The organism is Thermobifida alba (genome assembly GCF_023208015.1).
GTDB classification, from domain to species: Bacteria; Actinomycetota; Actinomycetes; order Streptosporangiales; family Streptosporangiaceae; genus Thermobifida; species Thermobifida alba.
Map to the genome: position 1 here is coordinate 1,594,282 of NZ_CP051627.1, position 15,185 is coordinate 1,609,466.

Consider the following 15,185-nt stretch of genomic DNA (forward strand, 5'->3'; position numbering starts at 1 on the left):
TCCGTCACAGCCGTCCGTGTGCCGCGTCGGCCGCGGCCGTGGCGGCCACGGCCGACGCTCCCCCGTGCCCGGGAGGGGGTCCGGGGCTGCGGGAGGGACCACGGACGGTCCGGCCCGTCACGTCGAGGGGGTGACGCGACGGCCCCCGGCCTCAGGAGGGGGACTGAGGCCGGTAGGTGCAGAAGTCGAAGTCGGCGGGCAGTCCCGCCCCCGTCATGTCGTGCGACCACAGTCCGAGGAAGGCCCCGGTGAAGCCCCACATGATGGGCTCGTTGCCGAAGCGCTCCTCGGCGTACTCGTCGGACAGGATGCTCATGTCCAGCCGCACGCCCAGGTCGGCCCAGGTGCTGCCGTCGGAGGAGACGGCGAAGCGCAGGTTGTTCCGGTCGATCTCGGCGCGCAGGAACACCCGCGGCCAGCCGGTGACGCTGACGCGCCGCCCCACCTCGCTGATGCGGCCCCGGTCGCTGGTGAGCACGCCCGCGAACACCCCGCCGCGGTCGTCGCGGTTGACCCGCAGGTAGTGCCACTGGCGGGTGTTGTAGTAGGCGGTGATCCCGGCCATCTGCCGGAAGTCCTGCGGGTCGTACTCCAGGCAGGCCTCGAACACGCAGGCGTGGTGCTGCAGCCGGCGCGCCACCATGCTGGGCCCGTGCAGTCCCGACGGCGAGGAGCCGCCGCGGATCCGCAGGTAGCCGGGGCGCTCCGTGAGCGACGCCCAGGAGGGGTCGAAGTGGCGGCGCAGCGTGCTCCACTCGGGGCGCAGTTCGGCGCCGTCGAAGTGGTCGGTCTCGGGCTGCTGCGGCCACGGGTGCGCGGCCAGGCCGCGCGGTCCCGGGACCTCCACCAGCGGCTCGGCGTTGCGGACCCGCGGCCAGCCGTCCGGGCTCCACTCGATCTTCTGCAGCGCGGTCTCGCGTCCCAGCACGCACCGGCCGCTGGGCGGCAGCGGGCGGCCGGTCAGGTGCGCCAGGTACCACTCGCCGTGCTGGGTCTCCACCAGGCTGGCGTGCCCGGCCCGCTGCAGCACCGCCTCGGGCACGTGCCGCGAGGTCAGCGTCGGCCCGGCCGGGTCGACCTCGTAGGGGCCGGTGACCGAGCGGGAGCGCGCCACCGTGACCTGGTGCTCCCACTGGGTGCCGCCCTCGGCGGTCACCAGGTAGTACCAGCCGTCGCGCTTGTAGATGTGCGGCGCCTCGGTCACTCCGATCTCGGTGCCGGTGAAGATCATCTTCGGTTCGCCGACCAGTTTCATGTCGCGCACCGAGAACTCCTGGGCGACGATGCCGCCGAACGCGTCGTGGCCGGGGCGCCAGTCCATGGAGGGGCTGAGCAGCCAGCTGCGCCCGTCGTCGTCGTGGAACAGCGACGGGTCGAAGCCGAGCGAGTGCAGCGGCACCGGGTCCGACCAGGGGCCGGTGATGTCGGGGGCGGTGGTGACGTAGTTGGGGCTGTCCCAGAAGTTGCCGCTGTAGCTCTCGACGTTGGTGTAGACCAAGAAGAACAGCCCGTCGCGGTAGGACAGGGCCGGCGCCCACACCCCGGCGCTGTCCCGGCGCCCGGTCAGGTCCAGCAGCCGCTTCTCCGTCAGCGCCCCGCCCAGGGACCGCCAGTGCACCAGGTCCCGGGAGTGGTGCAGGGTGACCCCGGGGGACCACTCGAACGTGGAGGTCGCCACGTAGTAGTCGTCGCCCACCCTCAGGATCGAGGGGTCGGGGTAGAAGCCGGTCAGCACCGGGTTGCGGATGATGCCCGCTCTCGGCTCCTCACGGGACGGGGAGGACGTGTCTTGGGGAGACGTCATGACTGCCTTTCTGGCTCGGGCCGGTGTCTCCGGCACGCGCGAGGGTCGGTGGCGGCTCACTTGCCGATTCCGGCGGCCAGCCCGCCGAGTAGTTGTCTTCGGCCGAACAGGTACAGAGCCAGTACCGGAAGCGCCGACAGCACCACGGCCGCCATCAGGCCGGGAACGTCGGTGCCGTACTGGGTCTGGAACTCCCACAGCCCCAGCGGAAGCACCCGGGTGTCCGTGCTCTGCGTCAACACCAGGGGGAACAGGAAGTTGTTCCAGGCGTTGAGCCCCACGAAGATCGTCACGGTGACCACCCCGGAACGGGACAGGGGCAGGACCAGACGCCAGAACGTCTGGAAGTTGCTCGCTCCGTCCAGCGCCATCGCCTCGTACAGCGAGCTGGGCACGTCCCGCAGTGAACTGGTGAGCACCACGATGGACACCGGAAGGGTGAACGCCGCGGTCGGCAGGATGACGGCGGTGAGCGAGTCGTACAGGTGCAGGCGGGTGATGAGCAGGTAGATGGGGATGATCACCGCCTGCGCGGGGACCGCCAGTCCCAGCAGGAACAGCATGAACCCGACGCGCACCACGCGGCTGGCGCTGCGCACGATGGCGAACGCGGCGGGCAGGGCCACCACGAGCACCAGCGCGATCGCGCCGATCGCCACGATGAGGCTGTTGGTGAGGAACCGCAGGAAGCCCACCTCGAAGGCGCGCTGGTAGGCCTCGAAGGTGATCGCCTCGGGGATCGACAGCGGGCCGGCGGTGAGGTAGTCGCCCGAGCCGCGCAGGCTGGTGGCGACCAGGAAGTACAGCGGCACCAGCACCAGGACCAGCCACACGGCCGCGCCGACGCCCGCGCCGTAGGCGGGACGGCCGACCTTCCTGGTGCCGGGGCGTCTGGCGGGGCGCTGCGGCGCGGCGCGGCCCGCCTGTTCGCCCGTGCGCCGGGCGGTGATGGTCGACATCGTCAGGATCCTTCCCGCTCACTGGTCATCTTCGAGTAGCCGCTGACCCGCACCACCAGCAGCGACAGCCCGGTGCCGACCGCGACCAGCAGGACCGCGATGGCGCTGGCGTATCCCATCTCGAAGGCGGAGAAGCCCTTGAGGTACATGTGCAGCGGGAGGATGCGGGTGGCGGTCCCGGGGCCGCCTCCGGTCAGCAGCAGCACGGTCTCGAAGTAGGTCATCGAGCCGACCAGGATGAGCACGGAGGAGGCGATGATGGTGTGGCGCAGCTGGGGCACGGTGATGTGCCAGAAGCGCTGCAGGGGGCTGGCCCCGTCGATCTCGGCCGCCTCGTACAGCGACGTCGGGATCTGCTTGGCGGCCGCCTGGTAGAGCAGCATGTGGAACGGCAGGAACTGCCACAGCAGGACGAACACGATCGCCCACAGCGCCACGTCCGGGTCGCCCAGCACGTTGGCGCTCAGTCCGGTCAGTTCGGCCCACTGGGCGGGCAGTCCGAAGGTGGGGTCCAGCAGCGCCTGCCAGATCAGCGCGATGGCGGCGGTGGACAGCAGCAGCGGCAGGAAGAAGATCGTGCTGGCCACGGCGCGCATGCGCTGGGGGCCGGCCGCCCAGGCTCCGAAGGCCAGGGCCAGCGGGGTCTGGGTGGCCCAGGTCAGCACGGTCAGCGACAGCGTGATCAGCATGCCGGAGCCGACGAGCTTGTCGGAGGGCAGCGCCCGCCAGTTGGCCAGGCCCGCCCACTCCGGTGACGCCAGACCGTTCCACGTGGTGAAGCTCAGTCCGGCCACGATGACGATCGGGGCGAGCCCGAACAGGCCGAAGAAGACAAGAGCGGGAGCGGCCCAGAGGGCTCCGGGCCGCTGCACTCGGGTGGCCGAGGTCACTGGGTGGCCTCCATGGCCTCAGCGAACTCCTCGGGGGTCATGTCGCCCAGGAACACCAGCTGCAGGTTGGTCAGCATGGTCTCGGCCGCCGACGGCGGGATCGCCTGGTCCCAGGACTGGGTGAAGGTGGGCGCGTCGGAGACGAGCTGGTAGGTGAAGGTGGTGAACTCGGCGTGCTCGGTCTCGGCCAGCTTGTCCTCGATCCCGGCGACCGCGGGCACGTGGCCGATCTCGATGAGGTCCTCGACGTAGGCGTCGGAGGCCATGCTCTCGACGAGGAAGTTGATCGCCTCCTGGGTGTTGGGGCTGTCGGAGTTGACGGAGAAGTAGTTGCTGGGGTTGCCGACGATCGCCGCGGGGTCGCCCTCGCCGTCCTCCAGCGCGGGGAAGGCGGCGAAGCCGAGGTCGCCGTTGGCCACGAAGTCGGGGTTGTTCTCGATCTGGTTGGACAGCTCCCAGGTACCCATCAGGTACATCGCGCCCTTGCCGCTGGCCAGCACCGTGGAGGCGCTGCCGTTGTCAGAGGTCAGGGAGGAGAAGTTGTCGCCGAAGGCGCCGCGCTCGACCAGGTCCTGGCACATCTCCAGGGCCTTGATGACGGCGGGGTCGCTCCAGGCGCCCTCCTCGCCGGCGGCGATGGCCTGGAACACGTCGGCGCCGCCGACGCGGTCCACCAGGTACTCCAGCCACATCAGCTCGGTCCAGGCCTGCGCGCCGGGCAGGACGATGGGGGTGACGCCTTCCTTCTTGAAGGTGTCGACGAGGTCGAGCAGGTCGTCGTAGGTGGCGGGGGGCTCCACGCCGGCGTCCTCGAAGACCTTCTTGTTGTAGAAGAGCACGACCGGCAGCACGCCCTGCATCGGGACGCCGTAGTAGCTGCCGTCGATCTTGGCCACGTCCAGGACGCTGGGCAGGAAGGCCTCCTTGAACTCGGGGTTGGCCTCCAGCGCCTCGGTCAGGTCGACCACCTGGTCGGCCTTGACGTACTCGGCGAGGTTGCCGCCGCCCCAGTTGAAGAAGACGTCGGGGGCCTCGGGCGAGCCGAGGGCCACCTGGATGCGCTGCTTGTAGGCGTCGTTGACGTAGGTGACGACCTCGCCCTCGATGCCGGCGTTCTCGCTGTAGGTGTCGACCGCGGTCTGCACGACCTCGTTGACCGTGGCGTCCTCGACCACCCACACCTCGACGCCGGGTCCGTCGTCGCCGGCTCCGGGGCCGGAGGTGCCGCAGGCGGTGGTCAGACCGAGCGCGAGCGCCACGAAGGCACTGCCGAGCATGTGGGACCGGGTTATGCGTCTCATGGGCGGGACACCGTCCTCGGGTTGGGGTTCAGGGGGATAGAACGACAGCTACCGAACTCCGAAATATTTCGAGAGTTTTCGAGATAGAGACGCTAGATGTGCCCTAAATCTCCGTCAAGCCCCTGGGGGTCTCAGTCGAGTAACAGAGGTCACACCTCTCAGCGAAACTCCAGTACGGAAGGGTACGATCCCCGACACAGAAGCACAAAACACCATCCGCCACCCCCGAAAATTCCCCGAAAGGTTTCGGACTAGGATGGTCGCGCAAGCGCGTTCGACGTTCCCGAGGAGGCCCGTGTCCAGACGACGTCCCACCCTGGCCGAGGTGGCCCGTCAGGCCGGTGTCTCGGTTTCCACCGTCTCCAAGGTGGTCAACGGCCACCTCGACGTGGCCGCCGAAACCCGACGCCAGGTCGAACAGCTCCTCGAACAGCACCAGTACCGGCCACGACGCTCCCCCAGCCGCCGCCGTGTGGGGCTCATCGACCTGGTCTTCCAGGACCTGGACAACTCCTGGGCGATGCAGATCCTGCACGGGGTGGAGCAGGCCGCCCACGAGCAGGGCGTCGGGGTGGTCGTCTCCGCCGTGCGCGACGAACCCAGCCGCTCCGTCCGCCGCTGGCTGGACAACGTCCGCGCCCGCAGCACCGACGGCGTGGTGCTGGTGCTGTCGGAACTGTCGCCCGAGCAGCGCTCCCAACTGGACGCGCTGGGCGTCCCCGTGGCCGTGGTCGACCCGGTCGGCGACCTCGCCCACGACGTCCCCGCGGTGGGCACCACCAACTGGGCGGGCGGCCTGGCCGCCACCCGGCACCTCATCGAACTGGGCCACACCCGCATCGCCACCATCAGCGGCCCCACCCGCGTGCTGTGCAGCCGCGCCCGGGTGGACGGCTACCGCAGCGCGCTGGACGCCGCGGGCCTGACCGTGCCCGAGGAGTACATCGGCCACGGCGACTTCACCATCCCCGGCGGCTACACCACGACCCACCGGCTGATGCAGCTGCCCGAGCCGCCCACCGCGATCTTCGCCGGCTCCGACATGATGGCCCGCGGCGCCTACGAGGCCCTGTTCGAACTCGGCCTGCGGGTGCCGCACGACATCAGCGTGGTCGGCTTCGACGACCTGCCGGAGGCCGCCTGGGCGGCGCCGCCGCTGACCACGGTGCGCCAGCCGCTCAGCGAGATGGGGCAGATGGCCACCCGCACCCTGCTGCGCATGGTCAACGGGGAGGACCCCAGTTCCCGCCGCGTGGAGCTCGCCACCGAACTGGTGACCCGTGCCAGCACCGCGCCCCCGCCCCGCTGACCCCGCCCCGACAGGGCGCTCGCACGGACTGGGCGCGTCCGCGTCCTCGGCCATGCGACGGAGGCAGCCTTGACCGACCGCATCCGGCACGCCGCGCCCGAACCGTCCCCCGTCCCCGACGCACCGCTGCTGCGCCACCTCGTCGGCGACGCGCTGCGCCGGGCCCGCCGGGAACGGGGCCCGATCCTGCGCGAGGCCGCCGAGGCCGCCCGGGGGTCCCTGCCCTACCTGTCGGAGATCGAACGCGGCCGCAAGGAGCCCTCCTCGGAGGCGCCGGCCGCCGTCTACCGCGCCCTGGACCTGCGCCTGGCCGACCTGCTCGGCGGCATCACCGGCCGGCTCTCCCCCGTCTGCGCCCCCGTGTCCGCGCCGCACCGCACCACCCCGGCCGCCCAGCAGGCGCTGGCGCTGGCGGCCTGACCCGCAGGCTCCGGGCCCGGGGGTCCGACCACCCCGCGAGGTGCGCCCCGGGCCCCGCCGGCACCGGCGGGTGCGTCCAGGCCGCGGCGGTCAGCGGAGGGCGGCCGTCGGGCCCCTCCGGACCGTGTCCGCGGGCCCGTGCGGCGGTGAGGCCCCTTCGCGGTCGGCGGCGCGGCGCAGTGCCGCCCCGTCCTGCCCGGTGCGGCGGGCCGACTTCTCCTCCGCCTCGGCACGGACACCCGGTGCCTCGGCCGCCCGGCCCCGTGCCGACCGCGGGGCCGTCGGGCCGCACGTACCGCGTCGTGTCGTCGACCGCGGTCGCGCGGTCACCGAACCGCCCGGGGAGCAGCGGCAGGGGTGGATGCCGGGGCCGGGGCTCTCCGTCTTCGGGCGCAGCAGCTGTGCCACGACCGCGGTGGCTCCGTCGCCGTCGAGGGACTGCCCGAAAAGACGATCCGCTGCCCGGCCGGGGCGCGCGCCCCGGCCGTGGGAACCGCGTGGCGGCTCACGCCCGCTCCCCCGCTCCGTCACGGCCGTCGGGGCCACGAAGCCGTGGCCGCGCGCGCCGAGGCGTGCGCCACGACGTGGTCGACCATCCCGTGGTCGCGGGCCTGCCCGGCGGTGAACCAGCGGTCGCGGCGGCGGTCGCGCTCCACCGCCTCCACGCTCTGCCCGGTGTGGCGGGCGATCAGTTCCAGCACGAGGCGCCTGGTGTGCGGCGGGCTGCAGCGCTTGCCGGGGGTGCCCACGCGCAGCAGGAACCGCCCCGTGCTCGCGGCGCGGCCCAGAGCGAGGGTGGCCACGTCGTTGGGGACGAACCGGATCGTGTCGTCGACGGCCATGCCCGCGTCCCCCGAGCCGCCCGGCGAGTTGATGCAGAGGCTGGTGTCGCGCTCGTCGTCCTCGGCGGCCGGCAGCAGTTGCGCGCAGACGCGGTCGGCGGCGGTGTCGACCTCCTGTCGAGCACCGCGATGCGTTCGTGCAGCAGCCGGGCGGCCGGCTGGTCGTCGACGGCCGTGCCCGTCAGCGGGACGGCGGTGGGTCCGGGCAGGACGGGGCGCACGCCTCCTCCTCGGTGCCGGCGGTGGTCGCGCCGTCTCCGGACTCGCCGCGCGCCGGGTCCGCGCACGGGCTTGGCCGCCGTGCGGAGGTCTGCGCACGGCAGAAGGGGCGGCCCCGCCGGGGCCGCCCCTTCTGCCGTGTCCGCCGGCGCGGGCCTCAGTCGCGCCGCGAGTAGGCCACGCCGGGCTCCAGGGTGCGGTCGCCGAACAGTTCGGTGACCGTCACGAAGTGGTAGCCCTTGGCGTGCAGCTGGCTGAGCACCTCGGGCACGGCGTCCACGGTGGGCCGGTGGATGTCGTGGAAGAGCACGATGCTGCCGGGCCGGGTGCCCGACACGGCCGACTCGATGGTCTTGTTCTTGTTGCGGTGCTGCCAGTCCAGGGTGTCGACGTCCCACAGGATCAGCGGGTAGTCGATGTTGGCCTGGGTGGTCTCGTTGAACGACCCGTAGGGCGGGCGGACGGTGGTCCGTTCCACCCCGACGGCCTCCTCGATGGCCGCCCAGGTCTTCTCGATGTCCTCGTGCACCGCCTCCCCGCTCTTGGTGGCGAGGTTGTCGTGCTTCCAGGAGTGGTTGGCGATCTCGTGGCCGGCCTCGGCGGCGGCCCGCACCGTGTCGGGGTCGTGCTCGGTGAGCTGGCCCAGCACGTAGAAGGTGGCCTTGGCCGAGTAGGCGTCCAGGTGCTCCAGCAGCAGCCGGGTGTCGGCTCCGGGGCCGTCGTCGAAGGTCAGCGCCACGCACGGCACGCGGTCGCAGTCGATGTGGTAGCCGGGGGCGTGGTCGGAGGGCAGCTCCAGGCCCTCCTCGCCGTCCACCACCGCCTTCCGCGCGGTGCGGCCGAACCGGGACAGCAGCGGCTCGCTGTCGGCCACGGTCACCTGCACCTCCTCCTCGGCGACCTCGCCCGGGCTGAAGCTCACCACCAGGTCGCCCGCGGCGTCGAAGCCGAGGTCGGCCAGGGCCGAGCCCGCGCGTTCGGCGGCGCTCTTGCGCACCGCCTCGGGGTCGACCAGGCCGGGGTCCGCGTCCTCGGGGGCCTCGGGCAGTTCGTCCTGGGCGGCGGGCAGCCCCTCGGGCATGGCGTCGGCGGCCACACCGTGCTCCTCGTCCAGGGCCAGCGCCACCCGCGCCGCGAGCTGGTCGATCGCCTCCTCGCCGTTGAGCAGCGCGGTCCACGGCAGGGCCTCGCCGGAGGCCGCGTCGTACCAGTGGGTGGAGGCCTCCACCCGTTCACCGGCCTGGGAGACGACCCGCGCCCCCAGCACCCCGCCGGAGGCCACCAGGAACTCGGCGTGCTGCTTCAGCTCACCGCCCTGCCCCCCGGTGATGAACTCGGTCTCCCGCTCGGCCATGGTGGTGCGCACCTCGACGGTGAAGTCGGTGGCCCCCGGCACCACCGGATAGCTGCTGGTGATCGTCGTGCCGCCGGCGGACACGGCGTGCTCGGCGGTGCTCAGCCCCTCGATCCAGGTGGGGTCGACCGTGTGCAGCCCCTCGGGCAGCGTCTCCTCGTCTCCGGTCAGGCCCCCGAGCTCCCCCAGCGCCGTACAGGCGCCGAGCGGCACCACCATCGTGACCGCGCACAGGCTGACCAGCTGCCTCTTCCATGTTTTCCACACCACTGCGAACCGACCTAACGAGTGAGAAAGGGCGTGCGGGAGCTGACGAGTCGATCCGGGACCGGGGATCGGTGAGGCGCCGGCGGCGCCGTCGACTGAAAGTTACGTCCCGCCACTGGGCCTCGGGGAGCAACGACGCACGGCGCAGTGACAGACTTGGGGGTTTCGATGGCTGGACACGACCATTCCGACGGTAACAGTTGGCGATGGGGTCGTATCAAACAGCCTGCGGACGCTCTTCGCAAATGGACAGGACACACCTGTCCGCCTCCCTCCACTCGTGGCTGTGTGTAGTTATATGGGCATCGACGGTGATGTCGGCGGGTGTGCCTCGGTGGGTGATCGCTATGCGGGCTCTGGTGACCGGAGGGGCCGGGTTCATCGGCTCCCACCTGGTCGACTCCCTGCTCGCCCGCGGCCACGACGTGGTGGTCCTCGACGACCTGTCCACCGGTTCACGCACCAACCTGGTCCACGCGCTGCGCGACCCGCGGGCGCGTTTCGTCCACGCGTCGGTGCTGGACGAGCGCGCGCTGCGCGACGCCGTGGCCGACCGCGACACGGTCTTCCACCTGGCCGCGCCGGTGGGCGCCCGTGTCGTGGGCGTCGACCCGGTGCGGACCGTGCACGTCAACGTCACCGGCACCGAACGGGTGCTGGCCGCGGCCCTGGAACGGGGCTGCCGCCTGCTGTTCGCCTCCGGCGGCGAGGTCTACGGACGCTGCGACGGCGAGGCGCTGCGCGAGCACGACGACCGCGTCCTGGGCTCGGCCCAGGAGGGGCGCTGGTGCACCGCGGTCACCAAGGGGCTGGGCGAGTACCTGGTCACCCGCTACGCCCGCGAGTACGGGATGCCCGCGGTGATCGCCCGCCTGTTCGACGTGACCGGGCCGCGCCAGAGCGCCGACCACGGGCACGTGCTGCCCGCCTTCGTGGAGCAGGCCGTGCACGGCCGCCCCATCACCGTGCACGGGGACGGCTCCCAGACCCGCTGCTTCTGCTCGGTGCACGACGCCGTGGCCGCCCTGCTCGCCCTGATCGAGCAGCCCCGGGCCTACGGCCGCGCCGTCAACATCGGCGCCACCCGGCCCACCAGCATCATGGACCTGGCCCGGCGCGTGCGCTTCCTCACCCGGTCGACCAGCGAGATCGTGACCATCGACCACCGGGTGGCCCGCGGCCCCCACTACGACCCGACCCGCCACCGCGCCCCGGACACCTCCCTGGCCGCCGCCCTGATCGGCTGGCGGGCCACCACCGGCCTGGACACGATCATCACCGAGACCATCGACGCCCTCTCCGCTCCCACACCCCTGCTCCCCCTGTTCGACGGCGACCTGACCGCCTGACCCGCACAACACCCGCTTGGATCGCCGCGGCACCGGAAAAGTTCCCCGGCGCCGCCCCCGCACCCCGCCCATAACGAATCGGGCGAGAAGTCCCGGCATGCCCACCGCTCTGGGATCATGGACCCGACCCCCTCGTCAGCCACGGAACGGAACGACCATGGTCCACGAAGGCTGGGGACACTTCGGCCGTCCCGCGCAGCACGGCACCGGCGGCTGGGGGGTGCCTCCCCTGCACTCCCACCCCGCGCCGTTCCCGCCGCCCGCCCCGATGTACCCCCACCAGGCGCCGCCGTCCGGCCCCTCGACCAGCACGATCCTGTCGCTGGTCTGCAACGCCCTGGCGCTGTGCACCTGCTACGGGACGGTGCCCGCCACCGTGGGCACCGTGCTGTCCATCATCGCGCTCGTCCAGGCCGCCGACCACCCGGACACGGCCCGCAAGCTCACCATCGGCAGCTGGATCAGCTTCGGGGTCTCCGTCGCCTTCCTCGTCCTGACCCTCCTGCTCTACGTCCTGTACGGCGCGGTGCTGTTCAGCCTCACCACCGACCCCGCCTACTCCACCTACTGACCCGGCCCGCTCAGATACGCGGCGTCCGGGTCAGCTCCGGCATCCCTCCGGGGAAGAGCACCGCACGCGGGTCGGCCAGGTCCACGCCGTCCAGCGCCGCCGCGGCACGGCTCAGCTCCGGGTTGTCGAGGTGGCCGGCGACCGTCGAGATGATCTCCCGCAGCGCCTCCACCACGTCCACCCCGCGGCTCACCGACGCGTACCGGGCGGCCACCGCCGGGGTCCGCGACTGGCAGGCCGCGCAGTGCAGCAGCACCCGCCGGCCCTCCGCGCGCAGCCGCGCCACCGTCCGCGCCGCCTCGTCCAGCACGAAGTGCAGGTTGCGGTTGGCGCCCGGCCGGTCGTGCAGCCACACCTCGACGACGTCCTGCGGTCCCAGGTGCGCGGGCTGGTCGCCGGTGCCCATCCGGCACAGCGACACCACCGCCCCGGCGTCGGCGCTGTCGCGCACGTACTCCATGGTGCACAGCACCACCCCGGGGTCGTGGGGGTGGGGCACCGCGAACGACCGGCGGTTCTCCCGGTCCAGTCCGGGCACCACCTGGGTCCGCCGCTGCGGCCACTCCTCGGGCGCGTCCCCGCGCGCGGCGACCAGCGCGGCCGTGACCAGGGTGCGCGGCGGCACCGTTGCGGCGAGCTCCCGCTGGGCGGCCAGCGGGATCCCCGACACCCCCCAGCCCGCACCGGCCAGCGCCCCCGCGTAGCGGGCCGCCGCCGCCCCGCCCCGCTCGTGGGCCGCCCGTACCGCCGCCACCAGCTGGGAGCACGGGAAGACGCCGCGTGCCGGGTCCAGCGGCGGCGCCGGGGTCTCCACGACCGCGCGCCATCCCACCAGCGCCGGGTGCTCCCCGCGCCGCCCGGCGCCGGGCGGCGGCTCCCCGCGCACCGCGCTGAGCCGCACCGCCCGCATCCACCGCCGCTCGGGTCCGCCCGCTCCCACGGAGTCCGCGTCGTCGGCGAGGCCGCGCAGCGCCCCGGCGACCCGGCCGCCCACCCCCGCCAGGTACTCCGCCTCCGTCTGCGCGCGCTCCCCCACCAGCAGCGGCGCCACCGCGCCGCCCACCATCGCCCCGGCCACCCGGTCCCAGACCGCGTCCCAGGTGCCCCACGCCCACGCCATCGCCGTCTCCTCCCCGCTGCGCGTCCGCGACGTCCCGTGCTGTTCTTCCCCCGGCCCCGCCGCCCACCCGTCCCGTCCGGGGCGCGGAAGGGGTAGTTTGGCGGCGTCCCCACCTTCGAGGACGGCGGGAGGAGCGGGAATGGGACGCGTCACTGCCCGGGTGCGGGTGCGGCGGATCAGCGGCTCCTCCGCACGCGACCGCCTGGACACCCTCGTCGTGGAGGAGCCGCTGGAGATGCGCGTCGGCGGACGCGCGCTGACCGTCACCATGCGCACCCCCGGCCACGACTTCGAGATGGTCACCGGGTTCCTCATCGGCGAGGGCCTCGTCGCCGACGCCGCCGACGTCCACTCCCTGCGCTACTGCGCGGGCGCCACCGAGGACGGCGTCAACACCTACAACGTCATCGACGTCGTCCTGGCTCCCGGCGTGCCGCCGCCCGACGTCTCGGCGGAACGCCGCTTCGCCACCACCTCCTCGTGCGGGGTGTGCGGCAAGACCAGCCTGGAGGCGGTGCGCACCCGCAGCCGCTTCACCGTGGCCGACGACGACGTGCGCTTCTCCACCGGTGTGCTGGCCGCGCTGCCCGACCGGCTGCGCGCCGCGCAGAAGCTGTTCGAGCGCACCGGCGGCCTGCACGCCGCCGCGCTCGCCACCCCCGACGGCGACCTGCTGTGCGTCCGCGAGGACATCGGCCGCCACAACGCGGTGGACAAGGTCGTCGGGCACGCCGCCGCCCGCTACGGCCTGCCGCTGCGCGGCACGGGCCTGCTGGTGTCGGGCCGCGCCTCCTTCGAACTGACGCAGAAGGCCCTCATGGCGGGCATCCCGCTGCTGGCCGCGGTCTCCGCGCCGTCCTCGCTGGCCGTGGAGCTGGCCGCGCAGTCCGGGATGAGCCTGGTCGGGTTCCTGCGCGGCGACTCGATGAACGTCTACGCCGGGGCCCACCGCGTCGTGGACTGACCCCCGGCGGCCGTTGTTCCGCTCGCCCCGGGCGGCCCGCTGCCCCGGCCCGGGCCTGGCCGGACGCGCAGCCACGGGTGGTCGACGGTTCCGGGCCCGCCGGCGGCTCCGCGCCGCGCGCCGCCGTCACGGCGGCGATCCCCCGCCCCGGCCGCGGCCCGCGCCGAGGGCCGGGCGGCGGACGCCGCACCCGCGAGACACCCGCCGCCGCGCGGGTCAGCCGTCGGCGAGCAGGTAGGCGATCTGCGTGGACCATGTCCGCGGGTCGGGCTGCACGGCCGGGTCGGTCAGGTAGAACTCGAACCGGCCGTCCCACACCGTCCTTCCGGCCACGTCGCGCACGGCCCAGGCGATGCCCCGCCGCCGCGCCCACTCCTCCAGCACGGCGAACGACTCCCTGATCCGGTCGGGGTGCCCGTGGTGGGTCAGTACCGCGTAGGGGCCGCCCGGCACACGGCCGGCGACCACCCGCCCGTCCCCGGCGACGGGCTCGGCCAGGGGCACCCCCACCTCCAGGTGGAACTCCTCGTCTGCGCCGCCGATCACCCGGTAGCGGTAGAACAGCGGTCCGCCGGGCGCGATCCCGCGGTGTTGCAGCCAGCCGAACACCTCGGGCACCAGCGCGTTGGCGCGTCCCCACTCCCGCAGCGCCACCCGGATCGGGATGGACACGCAGGGCTGTTCGGCACGGACCTCGATACGCGGTTCGGTGGTCATCGGGGACGCTCCTCCTGTGGTCGGTACGGTCGTCTCACCCAGGAATACGACCGGCCGCGCCGAAACTCATCGGTGCGGTGTCCCCGAAGCGCCGCCCGCCCCCGGCCGACTCGGCGCCCGAAATCTCCAACGGCAGTCCGAACAGCGGAAACAGCCGGTCCGCGGCCAGGAACGAGGTCAGGGCGGCGACGCGTTCCCCCCGGACCTCCACGACCTGCACCGCCCAGGCCCGCAGGGCGCCGCCGTCGGGAACGTACTGCGCGAAGGCCGCCGAACCGTTGGCCGCCACCGGGACCAGCCGTGATCCCCGGCACCACTGGGCGGCCGCCAGTGCCCGCCCGATCCCGGCGCGTCCCCGCAGCCACCACGCGAACGGCGGCATCGCCATCACGGCGTCCTCGCGCAGCAGCGCCACGAGCGCGGCCACGTCGTGGCGTTCGAAGGCGGAGCAGTAGCGGTCCAGGAGTTCCCGCCGGGTCCGGTCCAGCGGCTGCGGCGCGGTCCCGACGGCCGCGCCGCGCGCCCGCAGCGTCGCCCGGGCCCGTTGCAGCGCGCTGTTGACCGACGCGACGCTCACGTCGAGCAGTGCGGCGGTCTCGGCCGCGCTCCAGCACAGCACCTCGCGCAGCAGCAGCACCGCGCGCTGCCGGGGCGGCAGGTACTGCAGTGCGGCGACGAACGCCAGGCGGACCGTCTCGCGTGCGGCCGCAAGGTCGGCAGGATCCCCTGCCACGGGCAGCACGGAGGCATCGGGGACCGGCAGCACCCAGTGGTCCTCGCCCAGCGGTGCGCCCAGCGGCGCCCCGGCCGACGCGGCGGGCCCCAGGTCCACGGCCAGGGCACGCCTGCGTCGCCCGCGCAGCAGGTCCAGGCAGACGCGGGTGGCGATCGCGTGCAGCCACGTCCGCGGTCCGGCCCGCCGCCCGTCGAAGCGGTCGAGGCGGCGCCAGGCCCGCAGCAGCGTCTCCTGCACCGCGTCCTCGGCGTCGAAGGGCGATCCCAGCATCCGGTAGCAGTGTCCGGTCAGTTCGCCGCGGTAGCGCGCCGACCAGTCCGCCAGTCGGGCGGACGCGGCCCGCGGGTCGGAGTGTCCTGCCAC

Annotated in this window: 14 protein-coding genes; 5 read left to right on the forward strand and 9 right to left on the reverse strand. The window is 73.2% G+C overall.

All coding sequences use genetic code 11. From position 1 onward, the window contains the following. Nucleotides 1-151 precede the first annotated feature (151 nt). From FOF52_RS07060 to FOF52_RS07075, 4 genes are read right to left on the reverse strand one after another with little or no spacing between them, the layout of a single operon-like run. The gene (locus FOF52_RS07060; RefSeq protein ID WP_248593026.1) at nucleotides 152-1,804 is read right to left on the reverse strand and encodes a glycoside hydrolase family 43 protein; all 1,653 of its coding nucleotides are present in this window, start codon (nucleotides 1,802-1,804) and stop codon (nucleotides 152-154) included. A 56-nt stretch (nucleotides 1,805-1,860) separates the two neighbouring features. Continuing rightward, nucleotides 1,861-2,763, reverse strand: a complete 903-nt coding sequence (locus tag FOF52_RS07065) for a carbohydrate ABC transporter permease (protein WP_248593027.1) — start codon at nucleotides 2,761-2,763, stop codon at nucleotides 1,861-1,863. A gap of 2 nt (nucleotides 2,764-2,765) precedes the next feature. Then, nucleotides 2,766-3,653 (reverse strand): carbohydrate ABC transporter permease, encoded by an 888-nt coding sequence (locus tag FOF52_RS07070; RefSeq protein WP_248593028.1) that lies wholly within the window; start codon nucleotides 3,651-3,653, stop codon nucleotides 2,766-2,768. Next, nucleotides 3,650-4,930 (reverse strand): ABC transporter substrate-binding protein, encoded by a 1,281-nt coding sequence (locus FOF52_RS07075; RefSeq protein ID WP_248593029.1) that lies wholly within the window; start codon nucleotides 4,928-4,930, stop codon nucleotides 3,650-3,652. The genes FOF52_RS07070 and FOF52_RS07075 overlap by 4 nt, the downstream gene beginning before the upstream one ends. 319 nt (nucleotides 4,931-5,249) lie before the next feature. On the opposite strand from FOF52_RS07075, the gene FOF52_RS07080 reads away from it, so the two are divergent. Both FOF52_RS07080 and FOF52_RS07085 read left to right on the forward strand, forming a co-directional pair. Beyond that, nucleotides 5,250-6,263 (forward strand): LacI family DNA-binding transcriptional regulator, encoded by a 1,014-nt coding sequence (locus FOF52_RS07080; RefSeq protein ID WP_248593030.1) that lies wholly within the window; start codon nucleotides 5,250-5,252, stop codon nucleotides 6,261-6,263. Between the two features lie 69 nt (nucleotides 6,264-6,332). Beyond that, complete coding sequence (locus FOF52_RS07085; RefSeq protein ID WP_248593031.1) at nucleotides 6,333-6,683, forward strand: helix-turn-helix domain-containing protein; 351 nt, start codon at nucleotides 6,333-6,335, stop codon at nucleotides 6,681-6,683. 527 nt (nucleotides 6,684-7,210) lie between these two features. Here FOF52_RS07085 and FOF52_RS07090 read toward each other — a convergent pair. Together FOF52_RS07090 and FOF52_RS07095 are read right to left on the reverse strand one after the other, a co-directional pair. Next, on the reverse strand, nucleotides 7,211-7,843 hold the full coding sequence (locus tag FOF52_RS07090) for an ATP-dependent Clp protease proteolytic subunit (protein ID WP_248593032.1): 633 nt from the start codon (nucleotides 7,841-7,843) through the stop codon (nucleotides 7,211-7,213). Nucleotides 7,844-7,901: 58 nt separating this feature from the next. Beyond that, nucleotides 7,902-9,368, reverse strand: coding sequence for a polysaccharide deacetylase family protein (locus FOF52_RS07095; RefSeq protein ID WP_248593033.1), 1,467 nt, complete (start codon nucleotides 9,366-9,368; stop codon nucleotides 7,902-7,904). 344 nt (nucleotides 9,369-9,712) lie between these two features. Here FOF52_RS07095 and FOF52_RS07100 point away from each other — a divergent pair, with 344 nt between their 5' ends. Beyond that, a complete protein-coding gene (locus FOF52_RS07100) occupies nucleotides 9,713-10,714 on the forward strand; it encodes an NAD-dependent epimerase/dehydratase family protein (RefSeq protein ID WP_248593034.1) in 1,002 nt (333 codons plus the stop codon). A gap of 157 nt (nucleotides 10,715-10,871) precedes the next feature. Beyond that, nucleotides 10,872-11,285 (forward strand): hypothetical protein, encoded by a 414-nt coding sequence (locus FOF52_RS07105; RefSeq protein WP_248593035.1) that lies wholly within the window; start codon nucleotides 10,872-10,874, stop codon nucleotides 11,283-11,285. 10 nt (nucleotides 11,286-11,295) lie between these two features. Here FOF52_RS07105 and FOF52_RS07110 read toward each other — a convergent pair whose 3' ends face one another. Then, nucleotides 11,296-12,405, reverse strand: coding sequence for a protein-tyrosine phosphatase family protein (locus FOF52_RS07110; protein ID WP_248593036.1), 1,110 nt, complete (start codon nucleotides 12,403-12,405; stop codon nucleotides 11,296-11,298). Between the two features lie 139 nt (nucleotides 12,406-12,544). On the opposite strand from FOF52_RS07110, the gene fdhD reads away from it, so the two are divergent. Continuing rightward, entirely contained in the window at nucleotides 12,545-13,369 is an 825-nt protein-coding gene (gene fdhD, locus FOF52_RS07115) for a formate dehydrogenase accessory sulfurtransferase FdhD (protein ID WP_248593037.1), read from the forward strand. A 216-nt stretch (nucleotides 13,370-13,585) separates the two neighbouring features. Here fdhD and FOF52_RS07120 read toward each other — a convergent pair whose 3' ends face one another. After that, nucleotides 13,586-14,086, reverse strand: a complete 501-nt coding sequence (locus FOF52_RS07120) for a GyrI-like domain-containing protein (protein ID WP_248593038.1) — start codon at nucleotides 14,084-14,086, stop codon at nucleotides 13,586-13,588. Nucleotides 14,087-14,120: 34 nt separating this feature from the next. Continuing rightward, nucleotides 14,121-15,185 carry an RNA polymerase subunit sigma-70 gene (locus FOF52_RS07125; protein ID WP_248593039.1) on the reverse strand — a complete coding sequence of 355 codons (1,065 nt, stop codon included), beginning with the start codon at nucleotides 15,183-15,185 and terminating at the stop codon, nucleotides 14,121-14,123.